Here is a 19,194-nt window from a genome sequence, read left to right as displayed (position 1 = left end):
GAGCGGGCCCGGCTACTTGATCATGTAGATCGTGGCGAAGAGGCCGATCCAGACGACATCGACGAAGTGCCAGTAGTAGGACACGACGATGGCCGCGGTCGCCTGCTCGTGGGTGAACCTCTTGGCCGCGTAGGTACGCCCGAGTACGAACAGGAACGCGATGAGGCCGCCCGTCACGTGCATGCCGTGGAAGCCGGTGGTCAGGTAGAACACCGAGCCGTACGGGTCGGAGGAGAGCGAGAGCCCGTCCTTCTTCACCAGCTCCGTGTACTCGTAGATCTGACCGCCGATGAAGATCGCGCCCATGATGAAGGTGATGATGAACCAGCCCCGGAGCTTCTTCACATCACCGCGCTCGGCTGCGAAGACGCCGAGCTGGCAGGTGAGGGAGGAGAGCACCAGGATCGTGGTGTTCGTCGCCGAGAACGGGAAGTTCAGGCTGGACGCCATTTCCTTCCAGTGGTCGGGACCCGTCACCGATCGCAGGGTGAAGTACATCGCGAAGAGGGCCGCGAAGAACATCAGCTCGGAACTCAGCCAGATGATGGTTCCGACGCTGGTGAGGTTCGGTCGGTTGACCGACGGGTGCGCGTGCCCGGTTGTCTCTGTCGTTGCTGTCGCCACGACCGACATTATGTCGGTCGCTTATCCCGCCCTCACCCCGGGGGGTGCCGTTCGGAGTGTCTGCCTGTTCCGGACCGGTGTTGACGTGGTGTTCAAGGGAGTAGCATCCGGCCCAACGGGCCTGTCCTTACGACGCTGACGTCATGGAGGAACAATGCAGCCGACCGCCACGGTGCTGGTCTACAGCGACGATTCCAACACCCGCGAGCAGGTGCGGCTCGCCTCCGGCCGGCGACCGGCTCCGGACGTCCCGTTGGTCGAGTTCCTGGAGTGCGCCACGCCCGCCGCGGTGCTGAAGGAGCTGGACAAGGGCGGGATCGATGTCTGTGTGCTGGACGGCGAGGCCGTGCCGATGGGGGGCATGGGCCTGTGTCGGCAGATCAAGGACGAGGTGTTCGACTGCCCGCCGGTGCTGCTGCTGATCGGGCGGCCGCAGGACGCGTGGCTGGCGACGTGGAGCCGGGCGGAGGGTGCGGTGACGCATCCGGTGGATCCGGTGGAGTTCGCTTCGGCGCTGGCTTCCTTGCTGCGGGACCGGAAGGCCTTGAGCGCCTAGGAGCTTGCGGTGTGCGGTGTGCGGGCGGCTGCGGTCCGTTGTGGCTGGTCGCGCCCACGCGGCGGAGCCGCATATCGATACAGCCCCGCGCCCCTGGGGAGTCACACCACCGTCGGTCGCAGACGTGCCGTTTGGTCCGCGCTCGGGGCATCCGGAGTGCCGGCCACCAGGGCGCTGCCGTCGCGCCACTTCTTCCAGTCCAGGTTCCAGTCGCCGAAGCCGTTGCCGAACGGCTCCATCGTGTGGCCGTCCGAGTTGATGACCTTGACCACATCGCCCTCGTGGACGGTGTTGAAGAACCACTCGGCGTTGGACGTGCTCATGCCGGTGCAGCCGTGGCTGACGTTGGCGTAGCCCTGGGAGCCGACCGACCAGGGGGCGGCGTGGACGTACTCGCCGCTCCAGGTGACGCGGGTGGCGTAGTAGACCGGGAGGTCGTACGAGTCCGAGGAGCCCTCGGCGATGCCGATGCTGGTGCCGCGCATACGTACGAAGTACTCCTTGCCCAGCACGACCTTGACGCCGTTGCGGGTCTCGAAGCCGGGCTTGCCGGTGGTCACCGGGAGCTCCTTTATGACCTCGTCGTTCTTGTAGACCGCCATCGAGTGTGACGCGGCGTCCGTCACGGCGATGATGCGGTCGCCGGTGGTCAGCTTCAGGGGCTTGCCCTTGCCGCCCCAGAGCCGGTCGCCGATCTTGATGCCCTCCAGGTCGCTGCGGACGTGGATCGTGGCGTGGGCGGGCCAGTACTCCTTGGGGCGGTAGTGGAGTTCCTTGTCGTCCACCCAGTGCCAGGCGCCCGGTACGGCGGGCGTGGAGTCGACCCTGAGGGCGCGCTCGACGACGGCCCGCTGGGCTTTGTCCTTGACGGGACGGTCCAGCTTGGCGGTGACGGGCTGGCCGACGCCATAGGTGCCCGACTTGGGGCCGAAGGTGACGTTCAGGCGGGTCTTGCCGAGAGGTTTGCTGGTGTCGAAGTCGACGACCTTGCGGCCGGGTGCCCCGTCGTCGTCCTCGGTGCTCACCCGGACCGTGTAATGGGCGTTTGCGGCCAGCGGGGAGGTGCTGTGCCAGCGGGTGCCGTCGGCGGAGAGTTCGCCCGCCACATGGCGGCCCGTGGCGTCCGTGGCCGTGACGTCGGTGATGCGGCCGTCGTCGTCCTCGGCGGTGACCTCGAGCGGCTTGTCCGGGTCGGCCTTCTTGCCGTCGCCCGTGGGCGCGTTGAAGGAGATCTGGTCCGCCGCGTCGTACGGCGACTCCGCCAGCGGGTTCCCGTCGGACCCGCAGGCGGAGGCGCTCGCGCCGAGGGCGATCACCAGCAGGCTGCAGCTGACGACGGTGCGGGTACGCGGTGCCTGGTTCATGACTTCACGCTAGGGAGCGTGGTCAACTCCGGCACGCCGGGCGACTCGAACGAGGGACATCGATTGCGGCAAACGCAGGAGCCCGGACCCTCCTGACGGAGTGTCCGGGCTCCTGATGGGCTCCGCTCGTGCTACTGGGTGCGGTTCTCACCGCGGTAGTACTCGAAGACCCAGCCGTACAGGCCGATCAGGATCACCGGCACCGAGAAGTACAGCAGCCACCAGCCGATCGCGACCGACAGGAAGGCCAGGGCGCCGCCGAAGCCGAGTGCGAGCGGCTGCCAGCTGTGCGGGCTGAAGAACCCGACCTCGCCGGCGTCGTCCGCGACATCGGCCTCCTTGTTGTCCTGCGCGCCGGCGTCCACCCGCTTGGCCGTGAAGCCCAGGTAGAAGCCGATCATGATGGACAGACCGAAGGCCAGGAAGAGCGCGGTGGTACCGGCCGGCTCCTTCGACCACACGCCATAGACGATCGCCATGGCGAGGATGAAGATGCTCAGCCAGAAGAACATCCGTCCCTGGATCTTCACTTCCCGGCCTCCTTGCCGCCGTTGCCGGCCAGAGCCTTCTCACCGTGACCGGCGTTCTCGAGCTGGTCGAGAGCGGCGATCTCCGGGTGGTGCAGGTCGAACGCCGGGGATTCGCTGCGGATCCGCGGCAGGGTGAGGAAGTTGTGGCGCGGCGGCGGGCAGGAGGTCGCCCACTCGAGCGAGCGGCCGTAGCCCCACGGGTCGTCGACGCCGACCGGCTTGCCGTACTTGGCGGTCTTCCACACGTTGTAGAGGAACGGCAGGATCGACAGGCCGAGCACGAACGAGCTGATCGTCGAGATCGTGTTCAGGGCGGTGAAGCCGTCGGCCGCCAGGTAGTCGGCGTAACGACGCGGCATGCCCTCGGCGCCCAGCCAGTGCTGGACGAGGAAGGTGCCGTGGAAGCCGATGAACAGCGTCCAGAACGTGATCTTGCCGAGGCGCTCGTCGAGCATCTTGCCCGTGAACTTCGGCCACCAGAAGTGGAAGCCGGAGAACATCGCGAAGACGACGGTGCCGAAGACGACGTAGTGGAAGTGCGCCACCACGAAGTACGAGTCCGAGACGTGGAAGTCCATCGGGGGCGAGGCCAGGATGACACCGGTCAGACCACCGAAGGTGAAGGTGATCAGGAAGCCGGTGGCCCAGAGCATCGGGGTCTCGAAACTCAGGGACCCCTTCCACATCGTTCCGATCCAGTTGAAGAACTTCACGCCGGTCGGTACGGCGATGAGGAACGTCATGAAGGAGAAGAACGGCAGGAGGACACCGCCGGTGACGTACATGTGGTGGGCCCACACCGTCACGGACAGACCCGCGATCGCGATGGTCGCCGCGATCAGACCCATGTAGCCGAACATCGGCTTACGGGAGAAGACCGGGATGACCTCGGAGATGATGCCGAAGAACGGCAGGGCGATGATGTACACCTCTGGATGGCCGAAGAACCAGAAGAGGTGTTGCCAGAGCAACGCTCCGCCGTTCGCGGCATCGAAGACGTGTGCCCCGAATTTCCGATCCGCCTCCAGCGCGAAGAGCGCGGCGGCGAGGACGGGGAAGGCGAGCAGGACCAGCACGGCGGTCAGCAGCACGTTCCACACGAAGATCGGCATGCGGAACATGGTCATGCCGGGCGCGCGCATGCAGATGATCGTGGTGATGAAGTTGACCGCACCGAGGATCGTGCCGAAGCCGGAGAAGGCCAGACCCATGATCCACAGGTCGGCGCCGACGCCCGGCGAGCGGACCGCGTCCGACAGCGGGGAGTAGGCGAACCAGCCGAAGTCGGCCGCGCCCTGCGGGGTCAGGAAGCCGCCCACCGCGATCGTCGAGCCGAACAGGTAGAGCCAGTAGGCGAACATGTTCAGCCGCGGGAACGCCACGTCGGGCGCGCCGATCTGCAGCGGCATGATCCAGTTGGTGAAGCCGGCGAACAGCGGCGTCGCGAACATCAGCAGCATGATCGTGCCGTGCATCGTGAACGCCTGGTTGAACTGCTCGTTCGACATGATCTGCAGACCCGGCCGGGCCAGCTCGGCGCGCATGAAGAGCGCCATCACGCCGCCGATCAGGAAGAACGCGAACGACGTGACCAGGTACATGGTCCCGATCGTCTTGTGGTCAGTGGTGGTGAGCCACTTGATGACCACGCTGCCGCGGTTCTGGCGCCGGACCGGCAGCTCGTCCGTGTAGTGGGACCCTGCTGCCGCGGCACCCTGGGGTTCGTTGAGGATGCTCACAGGTTCGTCGTCTCCCGGTCCTTCTCGTGGGCGGTCTGCTCGATGCCCGCGGGAACGTAACCGGTCTGCCCCTTCTTCGCGAGGTCCTTGAGGTGCTGCTCGTAGCGCTCGGGGGAGACGACCTTCACGTTGAACAGCATCCGGGAGTGGTCGACGCCGCAGAGCTCGGCGCACTTGCCCATGAAGGTGCCCTCCTTGTTCGGAGTCACCTCGAAGGCGTTGGTGTGGCCCGGGATGACGTCCTGCTTCATCAGGAACGGCACCACCCAGAAGGAGTGGATGACGTCACGCGAGGTGAGGACGAAGCGGACCGTCTTGCCCTTGGGGAGCCAGAGGGTCGGGCCCGGGTTGCCGGTCTGCGGGTTCCGCGTCGCGGGCGTTCCGAAGTCGTAGACACCGCCGGCGTTCGCCGGGAAGGCGTCCTTGTACCGGGTCGGAATCGCGTTGAGGTTCTTGTCGGTCTTCGCGTCACCCGTGGAGCCCGCGACGGGCTCGATGTAGTTGAACGCCCAGCTCCACTGGTAGCCGACGACGTTGATGGTGACGTCGGGCTGCTTCTTGAGGCTGAGCAGCTTCGACTCGTCGCGGGCCGTGAAGTAGAACAGGACCGAGACGATGACCAGCGGAACCACGGTGTACAGCGCCTCGATGGGCATGTTGTACCGGGTCTGCGGAGGTACCTCGACCTTGGTGCGGCTGCGCCGGTGGAAGATGGCGCTCCAGATGATCAGACCCCACACCAGCACGCCAACGGCGAGCGCGGCAGCCCAGGAACCCTGCCACAGGGAGAGGATCCGCGGAGCCTCTTCCGTGGTCGGGGTGGGCATACCAAGGCGGGGGAAGTCCTTGTATGTGCAACCGGTGGCGGTCGCCAGGACCAGGCCCGCGGTCATTGCCTGCAGCAGCTTCCGCCGCATCGGGCGCCGCGGCGAGCGGTCGGAGCCGTTGGGACTCACGTAGCGCCTTCCCGAGAGTCTCGCCCGCGCGTAACGGCTGCGGCCTGGCCTTACTCGGTGGTCGGTCGCCGCCCTGCGTCGGGCAGGGGTTTGGATGTTTATGCGGACCAAACCCTAGCCGACGCCCTCCGGGGGTTCAGCGGGAGGGGTGCCTACTCACTCGCTGGGTTAGCGCGATTGGCGGCTGCGGGTGGTTTGTGGCTGATCGCGCCCCGCGGCGGAGCCGTTATGGGTACAGCCCCGCGCCCCTGGGGAGGTTAGCGTTGCCGTGTGTCTTATTTCGACGCCGCTTCCAGTGCGCCTCTTCACCCCGTTGCCCGTCAGGCGCTCTTGGCCTCTCTGGATGAAGGGTGGGCTGATCCCTCTCGGTTGTACCGGGAAGGGCGGCGGGCTCGGATGTTGCTGGATGCTGCTCGGGAGGCCGGTGCCGACGCCGTGGGGTGTCGTCCCGATGAGCTGACGTTCACCTCGTCCGGGACGCGGGCCGTGCACAGCGGGATCGCTGGGGCGATGGGCGGACGCAGGCGGGTCGGACGTCACCTGATCGTGTCTGCCGTCGAACACTCCTCGGTCCTCCATTCGGCGGAGTTGTTCGAGGTGACCGAGGTGCCGGTGGACCGTACGGGGGCGGTGAGTGCGCAGTCGTACGCCGATGCTCTGCGCCCCGACACCGCGCTGGCGTGTCTTCAGTCGGCCAACCACGAGGTGGGGACCGTGCAGCCGGTGGCCGAGGTGGCCGCCGCGTGCCGGGCGGCCGGGGTGCCGTTGCTGGTGGACGCGGCGCAGTCGCTCGGGTGGGGGCCGGTCCAGGGTGAGTGGTCCCTGCTGACCGCCAGCGCGCACAAATGGGGTGGTCCGTCGGGGGTCGGCCTGCTCGCCGTACGGAAAGGTGTCCGGTTCTCGCCCCAAGGCCCCGCCGACGAGCGGGAGTCGGGGCGGGCGCCGGGCTTCGAGAACCTGCCGGCGATCGTCGCGGCGGCGGCTTCACTGCGGGCGGTGCGGGCCGAGGCGGCGCAGGAGGCCCTACGGCTGCGGGAGCTGACGGCGCGGATCCGGTCGCGCGTGCCGCAGTCGGTGCCGGATGTGGATGTGGTGGGCGATCCCGAGCGGCGGCTGCCCGGGATCGTGACCTTCTCCTGTCTCTATGTCGACGGAGAGACACTGCTGCACGAACTGGACCGGGCGGGTTTCTCCGTGTCGTCCGGTTCGTCCTGCACGAGCAGCACGCTGACGCCGAGCCATGTGCTCAAGGCGATGGGGGTGCTGAGTGAGGGGAATGTGCGGGTGTCGTTGCCGTTCGGGGCGGTCTCCGAGGAGGTCGACCGTTTCCTGAAGGTGCTGCCGGGGGCGGTGGCGCGGGTTCGGGAGAAGCTCGGCGCGCCTGCGCCCGCGCCCGCGGTCGTGGTGCGGGAGGACGTGCTGGTCGTGGACGCCCTCGGCAAGCGGTGCCCGATCCCGGTCATCGAGCTGGCGAAGGTCATCGGCGAGGTCCCGGTGGGCGGCACGATCCGCGTCCTCTCCGACGACGAGGCCGCACGGCTCGACATCCCGGCCTGGTGCGAGATGCGGGAGCAGGAGTACATGGGAGAAGAACCGGCGGACCAGGGTTCCGCTTACCTGGTCCGCCGTAGGTCCTAGTTCCTAACGGGTCACTTGAGGTGCGTGCGGACCTCGTCGGCCGCCTCGTCCCCGTACGCCTTGGTGAACCGCTCCATGAAGTTGCCGCGCCGCAGCCGGTACTCCTGGGTCCCCACGGTCTCGATGACCAGGGTCGCGAGCATGCACCCGACCTGCGCGGCCCGCTCCAGCGAGACACCCCAGGCCAGTGCCGACAGGAAGCCGGCGCGGAACGCGTCACCGACGCCGGTCGGGTCGGCCTTGCGCTCCTCCTCCGGGCAGCCGACGACGATCGGCTCCTCGCCGACCCGGTCGATGCGCACGCCCTGCGCCCCGAGCGTCGTGACCCGGTGACCGACCTTCGCGAGGATCTCCTCGTCGGACCAGCCCGTCTTGGACTCGATGAGCCCCTTCTCGTACTCGTTGGAGAAGAGGTAGGTGGCGCCTTCGAGCAGGATGCGGATCTCGTCGCCGTTCATACGGGCGATCTGCTGGGAGAAGTCCGCGGCGAACGGGATGCCCCGGGAGCGGCACTCCTCGGTGTGGCGGAGCATCGCCTCGGGGTCGTCGGCGCCGATGAGGACGAGGTCGAGGCCGTCCACACGGTCGGCGACCGTCTTGAGCTCGATCTGGCGGGCCTCGCTCATCGCGCCCGTGTAGAAGGAGCCGATCTGGTTGTGGTCGGCGTCGGTGGTGCACACGAAGCGGGCGGTGTGCAGAGTCTCTGAGATCCGGACGGACGCGGTGTCGACGCCGTGCCGGTCCAGCCAGGCGCGGTACTCGTCGAAGTCGAAGCCCGCGGCGCCGACGAGGATCGGCTTGGTGCCGAGCTGACCCATGCCGAAGGCGATGTTCGCGCCGACCCCTCCCCTGCGTACGTCGAGGTTGTCGACCAGGAAGGAGAGCGAGACCGTGTGCAGCTGGTCCGCGACGAGCTGGTCGGCGAAGCGGCCGGGGAACGTCATGAGGTGGTCGGTGGCGATGGAGCCGGTGACTGCGATGCGCACGGCGAGGCTCTCCTGAGAATAAAGGGGGCGCGATAGCGCTCGTTGGAAGGGCGGTGGCGGGAGACGGGAGGGCGTATTGACACTTCACGCTATCGGGTCCGTATGGAGTACTGCGAGGCAGAGACGGAGCGGGGAAGCAGGTAAAACTACCCGATAGTAGATCTTTCTTCGCAGGCTCCGGCGTGCTTACGGTTTCGTCATGACGAACCTTGAGCTGTACGCCTCCGTCCCGGCCGACCTGGACGGAGACCTCGCCTCGCTGCGTGGTGACTGTGCCCGGATGGCTCCGCACTGGGCGGTTCCGGACCGGATCACCGCTCTTCCGGTCTCTCCTTCGCTGATCCACGGGGTGTCGGTTCCCGAGGGGTCCGCCCGGCTGCTGGACGCGATGTCGGAGTACGGCGACTGAGCCACGGCGCGTGCGTCGGCGCGTTCGAGGGAACCGCGCGCTCCCCCGCTGCGTCCCATCGCCGTCCCCCGGAAAGGGGATGCGGGATACGACCCGTTCGCCGACCTTTTTGACAGGGCCGGGTCAGGGTCGAGGGACAGTTGCGCAGCAGAAGGAGCGATGCGGTGAACACCGAGCGACCCGACAACAACGACCCCGGCGAGGCCTCCGGCGGCGGGGACGGGAGCGCTGCGGAAGCGCACGGTGCCGGTGACGCGAATGCTGCCCAGGAGCGGGGTTCCGAGGCCTCCGGCGACAAGCGGACGAGCCGGAACGCCGAGGCAGGTCAGGACGGCGCGGCCGAGGGCGCCGGGAAGACGCTCGGTGCCGACGAAGGCTCGGCCGGGCACGCCGAGGAAGTCGCCGACGCCGACACGGACGACTTCCCTGCCTCGGACACCGCAGCCGCTGCCGCGGAGCCGGGCGGCTCCGCGAGCCCCGACGCCCCTGCCGACGATGACGCGCCACCGGCGGCCGCCGACGCCGACAGCAGCGCTCCTGCCTCGCCCGCCGCGAGCCCTGCGGCCACAGAAGCCCTCCTCGACCGTGGCGAGCCCGCGGGCACCGATCAGCCCCGAGCCTCTGCCGGCGCCGACACGAGCACGGAAGGTGCCCCGGCCCCCGCCGGTGACGATCTCCCCGACTCCGAGATCCCCCGGCACGCGGATGCCGGCGCCCGCCGCCCGGCCCGGCATCGGTCGCCCGTCGCCATTGCTGCCGTAGCCGCTGCCGTGCTGCTGGTCGGGGGCGGTGGGGCGTACCTCGCCGCCGGTGCCTCCGGAGGGTCCGGCGACGACACGACCTCCGGCGCGTCCGGCGACAGCACCCCGCCGCCCCTCGCACTCGACGGTTACGGCGCGGGCGGTGGCGCGGGGAACGGGATCGCGCCCGGGGAGCCGAATCCGTACGGCGTGACCTACCGCGTCGACGGCAGCCTCCCGGACGGTCCCGGCTCGGCGCCCGTCTACCGGGCCCAGGGGCAGGTCACCGAGGACGACGCGGCGCGGCTCGCCGAGGCGCTCGGGGTCGACGGGACGCCGGTGGCACAGGGACAGGTCTGGCGGGTCGGGGTCAAGGACGGTTCGGGGCCGAGTCTCCAGGTGGACCGGCAGGCACCGGGCGCGTGGACCTTCCAGCGCTTCTCCCCCGTCATCGACCACTGCGACAGTGCCACCGTGTGCGGTGCGGAGTCCGAGACCCCCACCGGTCCTGCGGTGAGCGAGGCGGTCGCGGAGAAGGCCGCCGCGCCGGTGCTGAAGGCCGTGGGCCAGGGCTCCGCGAAGCTGGACGCGAGCCAGGTCATGGGCGCCCAGCGGATCGTGAACGCCGATCCGGTCGTGGGCGGGCTGCCCACATACGGCTGGGCGACCGGCGTCACCGTGAACGGGCAGGGCGAAGTGGTCGGCGGCACCGGCCAGTTGAAGGCGCCGGTGAAGAGCGACACGTATCCCGTGCTGAGCGCCGAGAAGACGCTGGGCCTCCTGAACAAGGTGCCCGCGCCCGGCCACCGCATGGGTATCGGGGGCTGCGCCAGTCCCGTACCGCTGAAGGACCGCCTCGAGGCGCCCTGCGGGGAGTCGTCGGCGAGTCCGGCGAAGAGCGTGCTCACCGTCGAGAAGGCGGTGTTCGGGCTGGCGTCGCACTTCGTGGGCGGCCGGCAGGCGCTGGTGCCGTCCTGGCTGTTCGAGGTACGGGCGACGGGCGCGAAGGACGCCTTCACGGTGACGTATCCGGCGGTCGACCCGCGGTACATCGCCTCCCCGGCGACCGCGACGCCGACCATGCCCGTCTCCCCCACCGCGCCCTCCGCCCCGCCCAGCTCCGCGCCGAAGACACGGGACGTCGAGGTGGACGGCTACACGGCCGAGGGCGACGAGCTGACCGTGAGCTTCACGGGCGGGGTGTGCGGGGACTACACGGCGACGGCGAGCGAGAGTGCGGCCGAGGTGAGGGCCACCGTCACCTACACGCCGTGGCCGGACAAGATCTGCATCCTGATCGCCAAGGAGATGCAGAAGACCGTGCCGCTCGACCAGCCGCTCGGTGACCGCAAGGTCGTGGGCTCGGACGGCAAGGAGATCCCGCTGAAGAAGACGGGGGCACGGCTGCCGGAGACCTCCGGGGCCCGGTAGCCCTGGAGATGCGCGAAGGCGGCGGCCCCGTCGGAGGGGGCCGCCGCCTTCTGTCGCTCGAAGCCTGGTCGAACTCGACGCCTAGCTGAAGGAGTCGCCGCAGGCGCAGGAGCCGGTCGCGTTGGGGTTGTCGATCGTGAAGCCCTGCTTCTCGATGGTGTCCACGAAGTCGATGGACGCGCCACCCAGGTACGGGGCGCTCATGCGGTCGGTGACGACCTTGACGCCACCGAAGTCCTTGACGACGTCGCCGTCGAGCGAACGCTCGTCGAAGAAGAGCTGGTAACGCAGGCCGGAGCAGCCGCCGGGCTGAACGGCGACGCGCAGGGCCAGGTCGTCACGGCCTTCCTGGTCGAGCAGGGCCTTGACCTTCGCCGCGGCGGCGTCGGACAGAATGATGCCGTCGGTGACGGTGCCGGTCTCGTCCGATACGGACATCTACATCTCTCCCGGGTTGTACGGAGACTGCTTGCCGACTGGTGCAACCGGCAAGGCCGCGGATTCATTCCGGGCCGGACGCCGGATTTCCGGCGCCCTCTTCATGCTCGCACATGCGGTCGCCGTCAGAAAATGCCACTTCGGGATTCACGTCACATCGACGCAATGACCATCGTCAAAGTGACGTGAACCGGGTTATGATAGATAACGTCAGTTCGACGAAAAGTAGAAAGGGTGCGTGTCGTGACCACCGCCCAGACCACGGAGCTCGACGTACAGCCGACTCCGCTCGCCCTGTTGCTGCTCGGCCGCGAGGCCGACCCGAAGAGCGAGCGGGGCGTCGAGTGTCCCGGCGACCTGCCCTCGCCGTCCGACCCCGACCTGGTCGAGCGCGCCCGCGCGGCCAAGGAGAAGCTCGGCGACAAGGTGTTCGTCCTCGGCCACCACTACCAGCGTGACGAGGTCATCCAGTTCGCCGACGTCACGGGCGACTCCTTCAAGCTGGCCCGGGACGCGGCCGCGCGCCCGGAAGCCGAGTACATCGTGTTCTGCGGTGTGCACTTCATGGCCGAGTCGGCGGACATCCTCACCTCCGACGACCAGAAGGTCGTCCTGCCCGACCTCGCCGCCGGCTGCTCCATGGCCGACATGGCGACGGCCGAGCAGGTCGCCGAGTGCTGGGACGTGCTCACCGACGCCGGCATAGCCGAGCAGGTCGTGCCGGTGTCGTACATGAACTCCTCCGCGGACATCAAGGCGTTCACGGGCAAGCACGGCGGCCTGATCTGTACGTCCTCCAACGCCAAGCGCGCCCTGGACTGGGCCTTCGAGCAGGGCGAGAAGGTCCTCTTCCTGCCCGACCAGCACCTCGGCCGCAACACCGCGGTGCGGGACCTGGGCATGTCCCTGGAGGACTGTGTCGTCTACAACCCGCACAAGCCGAACGGCGGCCTGACCGCCGAGCAGCTGCGGGACGCGAAGATGATCCTGTGGCGCGGGCACTGCTCGGTCCACGGCCGCTTCTCGCTGGAGTCCGTGGAGGACGTCCGCGCCCGCATCCCCGGGGTGAACGTCCTGGTGCACCCCGAGTGCAAGCACGAGGTCGTGGCCGCGGCGGACCAGGTCGGTTCGACCGAGTACATCATCAAGGCGCTGGAGGCGGCCCCGGCCGGCTCGAAGTGGGCCATCGGCACGGAGCTCAATCTCGTACGACGCCTCGCGAACCGTTTCGCCCCCGAGGGCAAGGAGATCGTCTTCCTCGACAAGACGGTCTGCTTCTGCTCGACCATGAACCGCATCGACCTGCCCCACCTGGTCTGGACCCTGGAGTCCCTGGCCGAGGGCAAGCTCGTCAACCGGATCGAGGTCGACAAGGAGACCGAGACGTTCGCGAAGCTGGCGCTGGAGCGGATGCTGGCGCTGCCGTAGAGCGACCGCCAGAGGCCTCCCTCTGCCGCCAACGACCAAGTCGTCGGGGTTCCACGCGCGTACGGGCGCGGGGGCTGCCGACGACTTGTTCGTTGCGGCGAGGGGCGGGGGTGAAGGAACTGCGAGTCTTGCCCGTAGATCTTGTGGTCGCTAATTTGTACACAGCGATATGTCATGTACATCGTTGATGCCTGAGCCTCACATGGGGGAAACGTGAGACGCCTTCTGTCAACGACCATTGCCACTGTTGCGCTTGCCGCCGGCGTGGTCATCGGCACCTCAAGTCCCGCCGCCGCCGAGTCCGCACCGGGCTGCAGCACTGTTGTTCAGATCGGGGACACGGGGTACATCACCGTCGCGGGTCAGACCGCCGTCTCCGTGAAGCAGTTCAAGGGCTGCGCCAAGAACTGGGCGTATGCGTACGTCTGGCAGAGCTTCCGTGACACCCACGGTTCATGGCGGATCGGGGCCGCTGTCCAGACATCGTCGCAACTACTGGGTTGGAATGCATCGACAGGGAACGAGGTCTGGTCCGCCGGGGCCAACACGCTGAATGTCTGCACCCAAGCCTACGGCGAACTGAATTCGAGCGGTTCCGTCTACAAGGGGTGGACGGACACCCGCTGCTGATCTTCGGCACGGAGTACCGCGCGGCGTCCCAGCTGTTCCGCGTCAGTCACGCGGGCGGGAGTTGAGCCGGGCCGCCTGTCGGGTCAGGTAGTCGCGTTCGGCGAGGTTGGGGGCCTTGTGGGCGGCCTCGGCGTACAGGCCGGCCGCGGTCGTCAGGTCGCCGGCGCGTTCGTGGAGGTAGGCGGCGGCCGCGGTGTGGCGGGGCAGCGAGTCCTCGATCGCGGCCAGGGCGGCCAGGCCCGCGCGGGGGCCGTCCGCCTCGCCCACGGCGACCGCCCGGTTGAGGCGGACGACGGGGCTGTCGGTGAGGCGGGCGAGTTCGTCGTACCACTCGACGATCTGCACCCAGTCGGTCTCCTCGGCGGTGGGCGCGTCGGCGTGCAGGGCGGCGATGGCTGCCTGGGCCTGGAACTCGCCCAGCCGGTCGCGGGCGAGGGCGTTCTGGAGGATCCGCACGCCCTCGGCGATCGCCGCGGTGTCCCAGCGGCTGCGGTCCTGCTCGGCGAGTGGCACCAGAGTGCCGTCGGGGGCGGTCCGGGAGGCGCGGCGGGCGTGGTGGAGCAGCATGAGGGCGAGCAGCCCGGCGACCTCGGGGTGGTCGATGGCCGCGGCGAGCTGCCGGGTGAGCCGAATGGCCTCGGCGGCTAGGTCGACATCGCCGGAGTAGCCCTCGTTGAAGACGAGGTAGAGGACGCGCAGCACGGTGGCGACATCGCCGGGCTGGTCGAAGCGGACACCGGAGACGGTGCGCTTGGCCCGGCTGATGCGCTGCGCCATGGTCGCCTCGGGCACGAGGTAGGCCCGGGCGATCTGGCGGGTGGTGAGTCCGCCGACGGCGCGCAGGGTGAGGGCGACGGCGGAGGACGGGCTGAGCGAGGGGTGGGCGCACAGGAAGTACAGCTGGAGCGTGTCGTCCACGGCGGGCGTGGGGCCGGGTACCGGATCCTCGTCGGCACGTTCCTCTCGTCGGCGGCGGGCGGTGTCCGAGCGGGTCGCGTCGAGGAACTTGCGCCAGGCCACGATGACCAGCCAGCCCTTGGCGTCGCGCGGCGGGTCGGCCGGCCAGACCCGGACCGCCTCGACGAGCGCGTCCTGGACGGCGTCCTCGGCCGCCGCGAAGTCGGCCCCGCGGCGCACGAGGACGGCGAGCACGCTCGGCGTGAGGCTTCTGAGCAGCGCCTCATCCACCGGCGTGGCACTCCGTGGCGGTGGGCGACACCGCGTACAGCGGGCGCAGCTCCAGCCACTCGTGGATCGGCTTCCCGCCGGCTCCGGGGGCGGCCGACAGCTCCCCGGCCAGCTCCAGGGCCCGCTCGTAGCTGTCGACGTCGATCACCGTCCAGCCGGCGATGAGGTCCTTGGTCTCGGCGAACGGCCCGTCGGTGACCGGCGGGCGCCCCTCGCCGTCGTACCGCACCCACGTCCCCTCGGGAGCGAGCGCCTGCCCGTCGACGTACTCCCCGGTCTCCACCAGCCGTTCCGCGAAGTCCCGCATGTACCGCACGTGCGCCGAGATCTCCTCCGGCGTCCACTGTTCCATGGGCACGTCGTTGGCCGGGGCGGGAGCGCCACGGTAGTGCTTGAGCAGCAGGTACTTGGCCATGATGTCTCTCCTGGGTTCCGGGGCCGCCTCGTGCCGGCCGCTCTCACCCCGGGGACGGAGCGGAGCCGGGGTTCTCGACATCGCCGCGCGGTTTTTTTCGGCGCTGCGGCCTGCTGAGCTCACTCCACCCTGGGCCGTACCAGCCCCGACTCGTAGGCGATCACCACGAGCTGGGCCCGGTCGCGGGCGCCCAGCTTGGCCATGGCCCGGTTGACGTGGGTCTTGACGGTGAGCGGGCTGACCTCCAGGCGCTCGGCGATCTCGTCGTTGGAGTGGCCGCCGGCGACCTGGACGAGGACCTCGCGTTCGCGGTGGGTCAGGGCCGCGAGGCGTTCGGAGCGGACGGGGTCGTGCTCGTCGTCCGCGTCGCCCTGGGCGAGGAAACGGGCGATCAGGCCCTTGGTGGCGGCCGGGGACAGCAGGGCCTCACCGCCGGCCGCGACCCGGATGGCGCTGAGGAGTTCCTCGGGTTCGCTGCCCTTGCCGAGGAAGCCGGAGGCGCCGGCGCGCAGGGACTGCACGACGTAGTCGTCGACCTCGAAGGTGGTCAGGATGACCACGCGGACGTGGGCGAGGGAAGGGTCCTCGCTGATCATGCGGGTGGCCGCGAGGCCGTCCGTGCCCGGCATCCGGATGTCCATGAGCACGACGTCGGCGCCTTCCTCCCTGGTCAGCCGGACGGCCTCGGCACCGTCGGACGCCTCGCCGACCACCTCCATGTCCGGCTCCGAATCGACGAGCACACGGAAGGCGCTGCGCAGCAGTGCCTGGTCGTCGGCGAGCAGGACACGAATCGTCATACGGGCTCTCCCGGTTGGTCCCTTGCCGCGGTGCGGGTCTTGACCGGCAGGATCGCATGGACGCGAAAACCGCCTCCGTAGCGCGGGCCGGTGGTGAGGGTGCCGCGCAGGGCGGTGACGCGCTCGCGCATGCCGAGCAGGCCGTGGCCGCCGCCGTTGTCGGGGTCGTCGTCCTGGCCGGCCCCGTCGTCGAGGACGGTGATCTCCACGTCGGGGCCTACGCGGACGACGCTGACCTCGGCCTTCGCCTCCGTACCGGCGTGCTTCTGCACGTTGGTCAGGGCTTCCTGGATGACCCGGTAGGCGGCCAGGTCCACGGCGGCGGGGAGGGTGGTGCCGTGGTCGGCGCGGGCGACCTCGACGTGCAGGCCCGCGCTGCGGAAGGTGCCGACGAGTTCGTCGAGGCGGGCGAGGCCCGGGGCGGGTTCGGTGGGGGCCTCGGGGTCGCCGGACTGCCGGAGCAGGCCGACGGTGGCGCGGAGTTCGTTGAGGGCGGAGCGGCTGGCCTCGCGGACGTGGGCGAGGGCCTCCTTGGCCTGGTCGGGGCGCTTGTCCATGACGTGCGCGGCGACTCCGGCCTGGACGTTGACCAGGGCGATGTGGTGGGCGACGACGTCGTGCAGGTCGCGGGCGATGCGCAGGCGTTCCTCGGCGACCCTTCGCCGGGCCTCTTCCTCACGGGTGCGCTCGGCCTTCTCGGCGCGTTCCCTGATGGCCTGGACGAAGGCGCGGCGGCTGCGGACGGCGTCGCCCGCGGTGGCGCCGATGCCGGTCCAGGCGAAGATCGCGAGGTTCTCCTGGGCGTACCAGGGCAGCGGCCCCGCAAGCATCGCGGCGCTGGTGAGGACGGTCATGGTGAGCAGGCCGGCCCGCCAGGTGGTGGCGCGGTCGGTGGTGGAGGCGACCGTGTAGAGGGCGATCACGGCGGCCATGGCGACGGGGGCGCGGGGGTCGCCGGTGACGCACTCGATGACGGAGGCGGTGCCGGTGAGGGCGAGGACAGTGAGGGGGGCGCGGCGGCGGAAGACCAGGGCGAGGGCACCGAGGGCCATCAGGACGAGGCTGAGTGGCTCGGGGGTGCGGATGCTCCAGCTGACGGCGTCCCTGTCATGGGGCTCGACGAAGGAACCGGCCACCATGCAGGCGAGGACGCCCGCGGCGAGGACGGCGTCCAGGGCCAGGGGATGCGCCTTGAGGTGGTGCCGGGCGCGGTCGACGGTGCGGCTCACTCTTGAACAGTACGGGGGCCCTGCCGGGGGCGGAACGGGGGCTACCTGTACGTTCCCGACTTCACGGACCTGGGTCACGGTGACCGCCCCGGGTCGCCTGCCCGTCCTCGGACGCTGGAGCGGGAAAGGGCCAGGTAGGGGGACGGCGGCGTCCTCGTCCCCTGAGTCCGGAGCCAGCCGGACGGCGGGGGCCAACCCCCAGCAGAGAGGTCCACCAGCGAGCTCGGTGGCGAAGCCGGGGCCGTGTCGAAGAACGCAGCCCCGGCAAGCCGGAGGGTGCGGGCCGGCCCCCGGCACAGAGGTCCCACCGGCGGGCCGCTGAAGGCGGGGAGGACAGCGGGCTCGGTGGCGAAGCCGGGGCCGCGTCGAAGAGCGCAGACCCGGCAAGCCGGACGGTGCGGGCGGCCCCCAGCAGAGAGGCCCCACCGGCGGACCGCTGGAAGCGGGGACGACAGCGGCTCGGTGGTGGAGCGGGGGTGAAGAGCCCAACCCCGGCAAGCCGGACGGTGCGGGCGGCCCCCACGGCGCGGTCTCACCGGCACGCAACGGGAAGCGGGGACGTCGGCGGGCTCGGTGGTGGAGCGGGGGTGGAGAGCCAAGCCCCGGCGAGCCGGACGGTGCGGGCCGGCCCCCGACAGGGCGGTCTCACCGGCACGCAACGGGAAGCGGCGACGTCGGCGGGCTCGGTGGTGGGGCTGCGCCGACGAGCGAAGCCCCGGTGGGCCGGGTGGGAGTGCCCGCGCGTCGCACCCCACGGCGCCGCGATGTGGGGCAGTGCCGGACGGAAGTCGTCTTACGGGCTCGTCGCCGGCGTGATCCGGCGGAGAGCCCTCGCAGAGTGTGGTGTCAGCCCGGGATCAGGCCGTCGTCGCTCAGGAGGTCCCGGACTTCCTCCAGGGTCGCGTCCGCTGACGGGAGGATCAGTTCCGAGGGTTCCAGGGAGTCGTCCGGGAGCGGGTCGCCCAGTTCTCGAACGCTGGTGAGGAGGGCTTGGAGGGTGCGGCGGAAGCCCGGGCCGTCGCCCTTCTCCATCTCGGCCAACAGCTCGTCGTCCAGCTTGTTCAGGTCGGCGAGGTGGCTCTCGGCCAGCCTCACCTGACCCTCCCCCATGATCCGTACGATCATGTCGCCCTCCTCGGCGTGGGCCCTACTGCTTGTCGAAGCGTGGGGTGTCCTGCGGCTGCTGGGACTGCGACTGGCCGGTGCCGCCCTCGATGGCCTGCTGGGACGACGACCCTCCCGCCAGCTCCGCCTTCATGCGCTGCAGTTCCAGCTCTACATCCGTACCACCGGAGAGCCTGTCCAGCTCGGCCTGGATGTCGTCCTTGTGCATGCCGGACTGGTCGTCGAGGACACCCGAGGCCAGCAGCTCGTCGATCGCGCCGGCCCGGGCCTGGAGCTGGGCCGTCTTGTCCTCGGCCCGCTGAATCGCCAGGCCCACGTCGCCCATCTCCTCCGAGATGCCGGAGAAGGCCTCGCCGATCCGGGTCTGCGCCTGGGCCGCGGTGTACGTGGCCTTGATGGTCTCCTTCTTCGTCCGGAAGGCGTCCACCTTGGCCTGGAGGCGCTGGGCCGCAAGGGTGAGCTTCTCCTCCTCGCCCTGCAGAGTCGAGTGCTGGGTCTCCAGGTCGGTCACCTGCTGCTGGAGCGCGGCACGACGGGACAGCGCCTCACGGGCGAGGTCCTCACGGCCGAGCGCGAGCGCCTTGCGGCCCTGGTCCTCCAGCTTCGAGGACTGCGACTGCAACTGGTTCAGCTGGAGTTCCAGGCGCTTGCGGGAGGTGGCGACGTCGGCCACGCCCCGGCGTACCTTCTGGAGCAGCTCCAGCTGCTTCTGGTACGAGTAATCGAGGGTTTCGCGCGGGTCCTCGGCCCGGTCAAGGGCCTTGTTCGCCTTCGCGCGGAAGATCATCCCCATACGCTTCATGACACCGCTCATGGGCTTCGCGCGCCCCCTTCTGACGGACTTCCAGCTCAGCTCTGCGACAGAACCCACAGTACGGGCCCTGCATCCATTGACGCACTGTTCCGGGACGGATGCGCTCATCCCCAAGGACGACTGACCAATCCCTTGCTCCGGCGTAAGGAGTAGG

General features: G+C 69.5%; 19 protein-coding genes. 6 read left to right on the top strand and 13 right to left on the bottom strand.

The window, feature by feature from the left end; translation table 11 throughout:
• Positions 1-12 precede the first annotated feature (12 nt).
• A complete protein-coding gene (locus ABZT06_RS11130; RefSeq protein WP_007381483.1) occupies positions 13-633 on the bottom strand; it encodes a heme-copper oxidase subunit III in 621 nt (206 codons plus the stop codon).
• Between the two features lie 145 nt (positions 634-778).
• On the opposite strand from ABZT06_RS11130, the gene ABZT06_RS11125 reads away from it, so the two are divergent.
• Complete coding sequence (locus ABZT06_RS11125) at positions 779-1,180, top strand: hypothetical protein (protein WP_355738169.1); 402 nt, start codon at positions 779-781, stop codon at positions 1,178-1,180.
• 101 nt (positions 1,181-1,281) lie between these two features.
• Here ABZT06_RS11125 and ABZT06_RS11120 read toward each other — a convergent pair whose 3' ends face one another.
• The 4 genes from ABZT06_RS11120 to coxB form a co-directional block, all read right to left on the bottom strand.
• The gene (locus ABZT06_RS11120) at positions 1,282-2,544 is read right to left on the bottom strand and encodes an Ig-like domain-containing protein (RefSeq protein WP_355738166.1); all 1,263 of its coding nucleotides are present in this window, start codon (positions 2,542-2,544) and stop codon (positions 1,282-1,284) included.
• A 131-nt stretch (positions 2,545-2,675) separates the two neighbouring features.
• Positions 2,676-3,074 (bottom strand): cytochrome c oxidase subunit 4, encoded by a 399-nt coding sequence (locus ABZT06_RS11115; protein WP_355738163.1) that lies wholly within the window; start codon positions 3,072-3,074, stop codon positions 2,676-2,678.
• The gene (gene ctaD, locus ABZT06_RS11110; RefSeq protein ID WP_355738160.1) at positions 3,071-4,813 is read right to left on the bottom strand and encodes a cytochrome c oxidase subunit I; all 1,743 of its coding nucleotides are present in this window, start codon (positions 4,811-4,813) and stop codon (positions 3,071-3,073) included. Before ctaD ends, ABZT06_RS11115 begins: the two co-directional genes overlap by 4 nt.
• Positions 4,810-5,769, bottom strand: coding sequence for a cytochrome c oxidase subunit II (coxB, locus tag ABZT06_RS11105; RefSeq protein ID WP_355738157.1), 960 nt, complete (start codon positions 5,767-5,769; stop codon positions 4,810-4,812). Before coxB ends, ctaD begins: the two co-directional genes overlap by 4 nt.
• Before the next feature lie 270 nt (positions 5,770-6,039).
• Here coxB and ABZT06_RS11100 point away from each other — a divergent pair, with 270 nt between their 5' ends.
• Positions 6,040-7,407 carry an aminotransferase class V-fold PLP-dependent enzyme gene (locus tag ABZT06_RS11100; protein ID WP_355738154.1) on the top strand — a complete coding sequence of 456 codons (1,368 nt, stop codon included), beginning with the start codon at positions 6,040-6,042 and terminating at the stop codon, positions 7,405-7,407.
• Between the two features lie 11 nt (positions 7,408-7,418).
• On the opposite strand, the gene ABZT06_RS11095 is transcribed toward ABZT06_RS11100, so the two are convergent.
• Complete coding sequence (locus ABZT06_RS11095; protein ID WP_355738151.1) at positions 7,419-8,393, bottom strand: carbohydrate kinase family protein; 975 nt, start codon at positions 8,391-8,393, stop codon at positions 7,419-7,421.
• Between the two features lie 199 nt (positions 8,394-8,592).
• Here ABZT06_RS11095 and ABZT06_RS11090 point away from each other — a divergent pair, with 199 nt between their 5' ends.
• Together ABZT06_RS11090 and ABZT06_RS11085 are read left to right on the top strand one after the other, a co-directional pair.
• On the top strand, positions 8,593-8,802 hold the full coding sequence (locus ABZT06_RS11090; protein ID WP_355738148.1) for a hypothetical protein: 210 nt from the start codon (positions 8,593-8,595) through the stop codon (positions 8,800-8,802).
• 689 nt (positions 8,803-9,491) lie between these two features.
• Positions 9,492-10,973 (top strand): hypothetical protein, encoded by a 1,482-nt coding sequence (locus tag ABZT06_RS11085; RefSeq protein ID WP_355738299.1) that lies wholly within the window; start codon positions 9,492-9,494, stop codon positions 10,971-10,973.
• Positions 10,974-11,054: 81 nt separating this feature from the next.
• On the opposite strand, the gene ABZT06_RS11080 is transcribed toward ABZT06_RS11085, so the two are convergent.
• On the bottom strand, positions 11,055-11,411 hold the full coding sequence (locus ABZT06_RS11080; protein ID WP_020137379.1) for an iron-sulfur cluster assembly accessory protein: 357 nt from the start codon (positions 11,409-11,411) through the stop codon (positions 11,055-11,057).
• Positions 11,412-11,654: 243 nt separating this feature from the next.
• Between ABZT06_RS11080 and nadA the strand changes: the two genes are divergently transcribed.
• Together nadA and ABZT06_RS11070 are read left to right on the top strand one after the other, a co-directional pair.
• Positions 11,655-12,839: a quinolinate synthase NadA gene (nadA, locus tag ABZT06_RS11075; RefSeq protein ID WP_355738146.1), complete on the top strand. Its 1,185-nt coding sequence runs from the start codon at positions 11,655-11,657 to the stop codon at positions 12,837-12,839.
• A gap of 213 nt (positions 12,840-13,052) precedes the next feature.
• A complete protein-coding gene (locus ABZT06_RS11070; protein WP_355738144.1) occupies positions 13,053-13,469 on the top strand; it encodes a hypothetical protein in 417 nt (138 codons plus the stop codon).
• Positions 13,470-13,511: 42 nt separating this feature from the next.
• Here the strand turns inward: ABZT06_RS11070 and ABZT06_RS11065 are convergent, their stop codons facing one another.
• The 6 genes from ABZT06_RS11065 to ABZT06_RS11040 all read right to left on the bottom strand — a co-directional run bounded on the left by ABZT06_RS11065 (position 13,512) and on the right by ABZT06_RS11040 (position 19,028).
• Complete coding sequence (locus ABZT06_RS11065) at positions 13,512-14,657, bottom strand: DUF6596 domain-containing protein (protein WP_355738141.1); 1,146 nt, start codon at positions 14,655-14,657, stop codon at positions 13,512-13,514.
• Complete coding sequence (locus ABZT06_RS11060; RefSeq protein WP_355738138.1) at positions 14,650-15,072, bottom strand: YciI family protein; 423 nt, start codon at positions 15,070-15,072, stop codon at positions 14,650-14,652. Before ABZT06_RS11060 ends, ABZT06_RS11065 begins: the two co-directional genes overlap by 8 nt.
• 119 nt (positions 15,073-15,191) lie before the next feature.
• Positions 15,192-15,872: a response regulator transcription factor gene (locus tag ABZT06_RS11055; RefSeq protein WP_355738135.1), complete on the bottom strand. Its 681-nt coding sequence runs from the start codon at positions 15,870-15,872 to the stop codon at positions 15,192-15,194.
• A complete protein-coding gene (locus tag ABZT06_RS11050; RefSeq protein ID WP_355738132.1) occupies positions 15,869-17,101 on the bottom strand; it encodes a histidine kinase in 1,233 nt (410 codons plus the stop codon). Before ABZT06_RS11050 ends, ABZT06_RS11055 begins: the two co-directional genes overlap by 4 nt.
• A gap of 846 nt (positions 17,102-17,947) precedes the next feature.
• Positions 17,948-18,226: a hypothetical protein gene (locus ABZT06_RS11045; RefSeq protein WP_355738130.1), complete on the bottom strand. Its 279-nt coding sequence runs from the start codon at positions 18,224-18,226 to the stop codon at positions 17,948-17,950.
• A gap of 22 nt (positions 18,227-18,248) precedes the next feature.
• Positions 18,249-19,028, bottom strand: coding sequence for a PspA/IM30 family protein (locus tag ABZT06_RS11040; protein ID WP_234438850.1), 780 nt, complete (start codon positions 19,026-19,028; stop codon positions 18,249-18,251).
• Positions 19,029-19,194 lie beyond the last annotated feature (166 nt).

The organism is Streptomyces sp. NPDC005483, assembly GCF_040606035.1.
Classification (GTDB): Bacteria; Actinomycetota; Actinomycetes; order Streptomycetales; family Streptomycetaceae; genus Streptomyces.
This window is presented reverse-complemented; position numbering and strand designations above follow the sequence as displayed.

Coding starts and splice junctions, on each gene's coding strand:
- ABZT06_RS11130 (WP_007381483.1), bottom strand. CDS start 633: ATGTCGGTCGTGGCGACAGCAACGACAGAGACAACCGGGCACGCGCAC.
- ABZT06_RS11060 (WP_355738138.1), bottom strand. CDS start 15,072: ATGGCCAAGTACCTGCTGCTCAAGCACTACCGTGGCGCTCCCGCCCCG.
- ABZT06_RS11080 (WP_020137379.1), bottom strand. CDS start 11,411: ATGTCCGTATCGGACGAGACCGGCACCGTCACCGACGGCATCATTCTG.
- ABZT06_RS11055 (WP_355738135.1), bottom strand. CDS start 15,872: ATGACGATTCGTGTCCTGCTCGCCGACGACCAGGCACTGCTGCGCAGC.
- ABZT06_RS11045 (WP_355738130.1), bottom strand. CDS start 18,226: ATGATCGTACGGATCATGGGGGAGGGTCAGGTGAGGCTGGCCGAGAGC.
- ABZT06_RS11125 (WP_355738169.1), top strand. CDS start 779: ATGCAGCCGACCGCCACGGTGCTGGTCTACAGCGACGATTCCAACACC.
- ABZT06_RS11120 (WP_355738166.1), bottom strand. CDS start 2,544: ATGAACCAGGCACCGCGTACCCGCACCGTCGTCAGCTGCAGCCTGCTG.
- ABZT06_RS11040 (WP_234438850.1), bottom strand. CDS start 19,028: ATGAAGCGTATGGGGATGATCTTCCGCGCGAAGGCGAACAAGGCCCTT.
- ABZT06_RS11090 (WP_355738148.1), top strand. CDS start 8,593: ATGACGAACCTTGAGCTGTACGCCTCCGTCCCGGCCGACCTGGACGGA.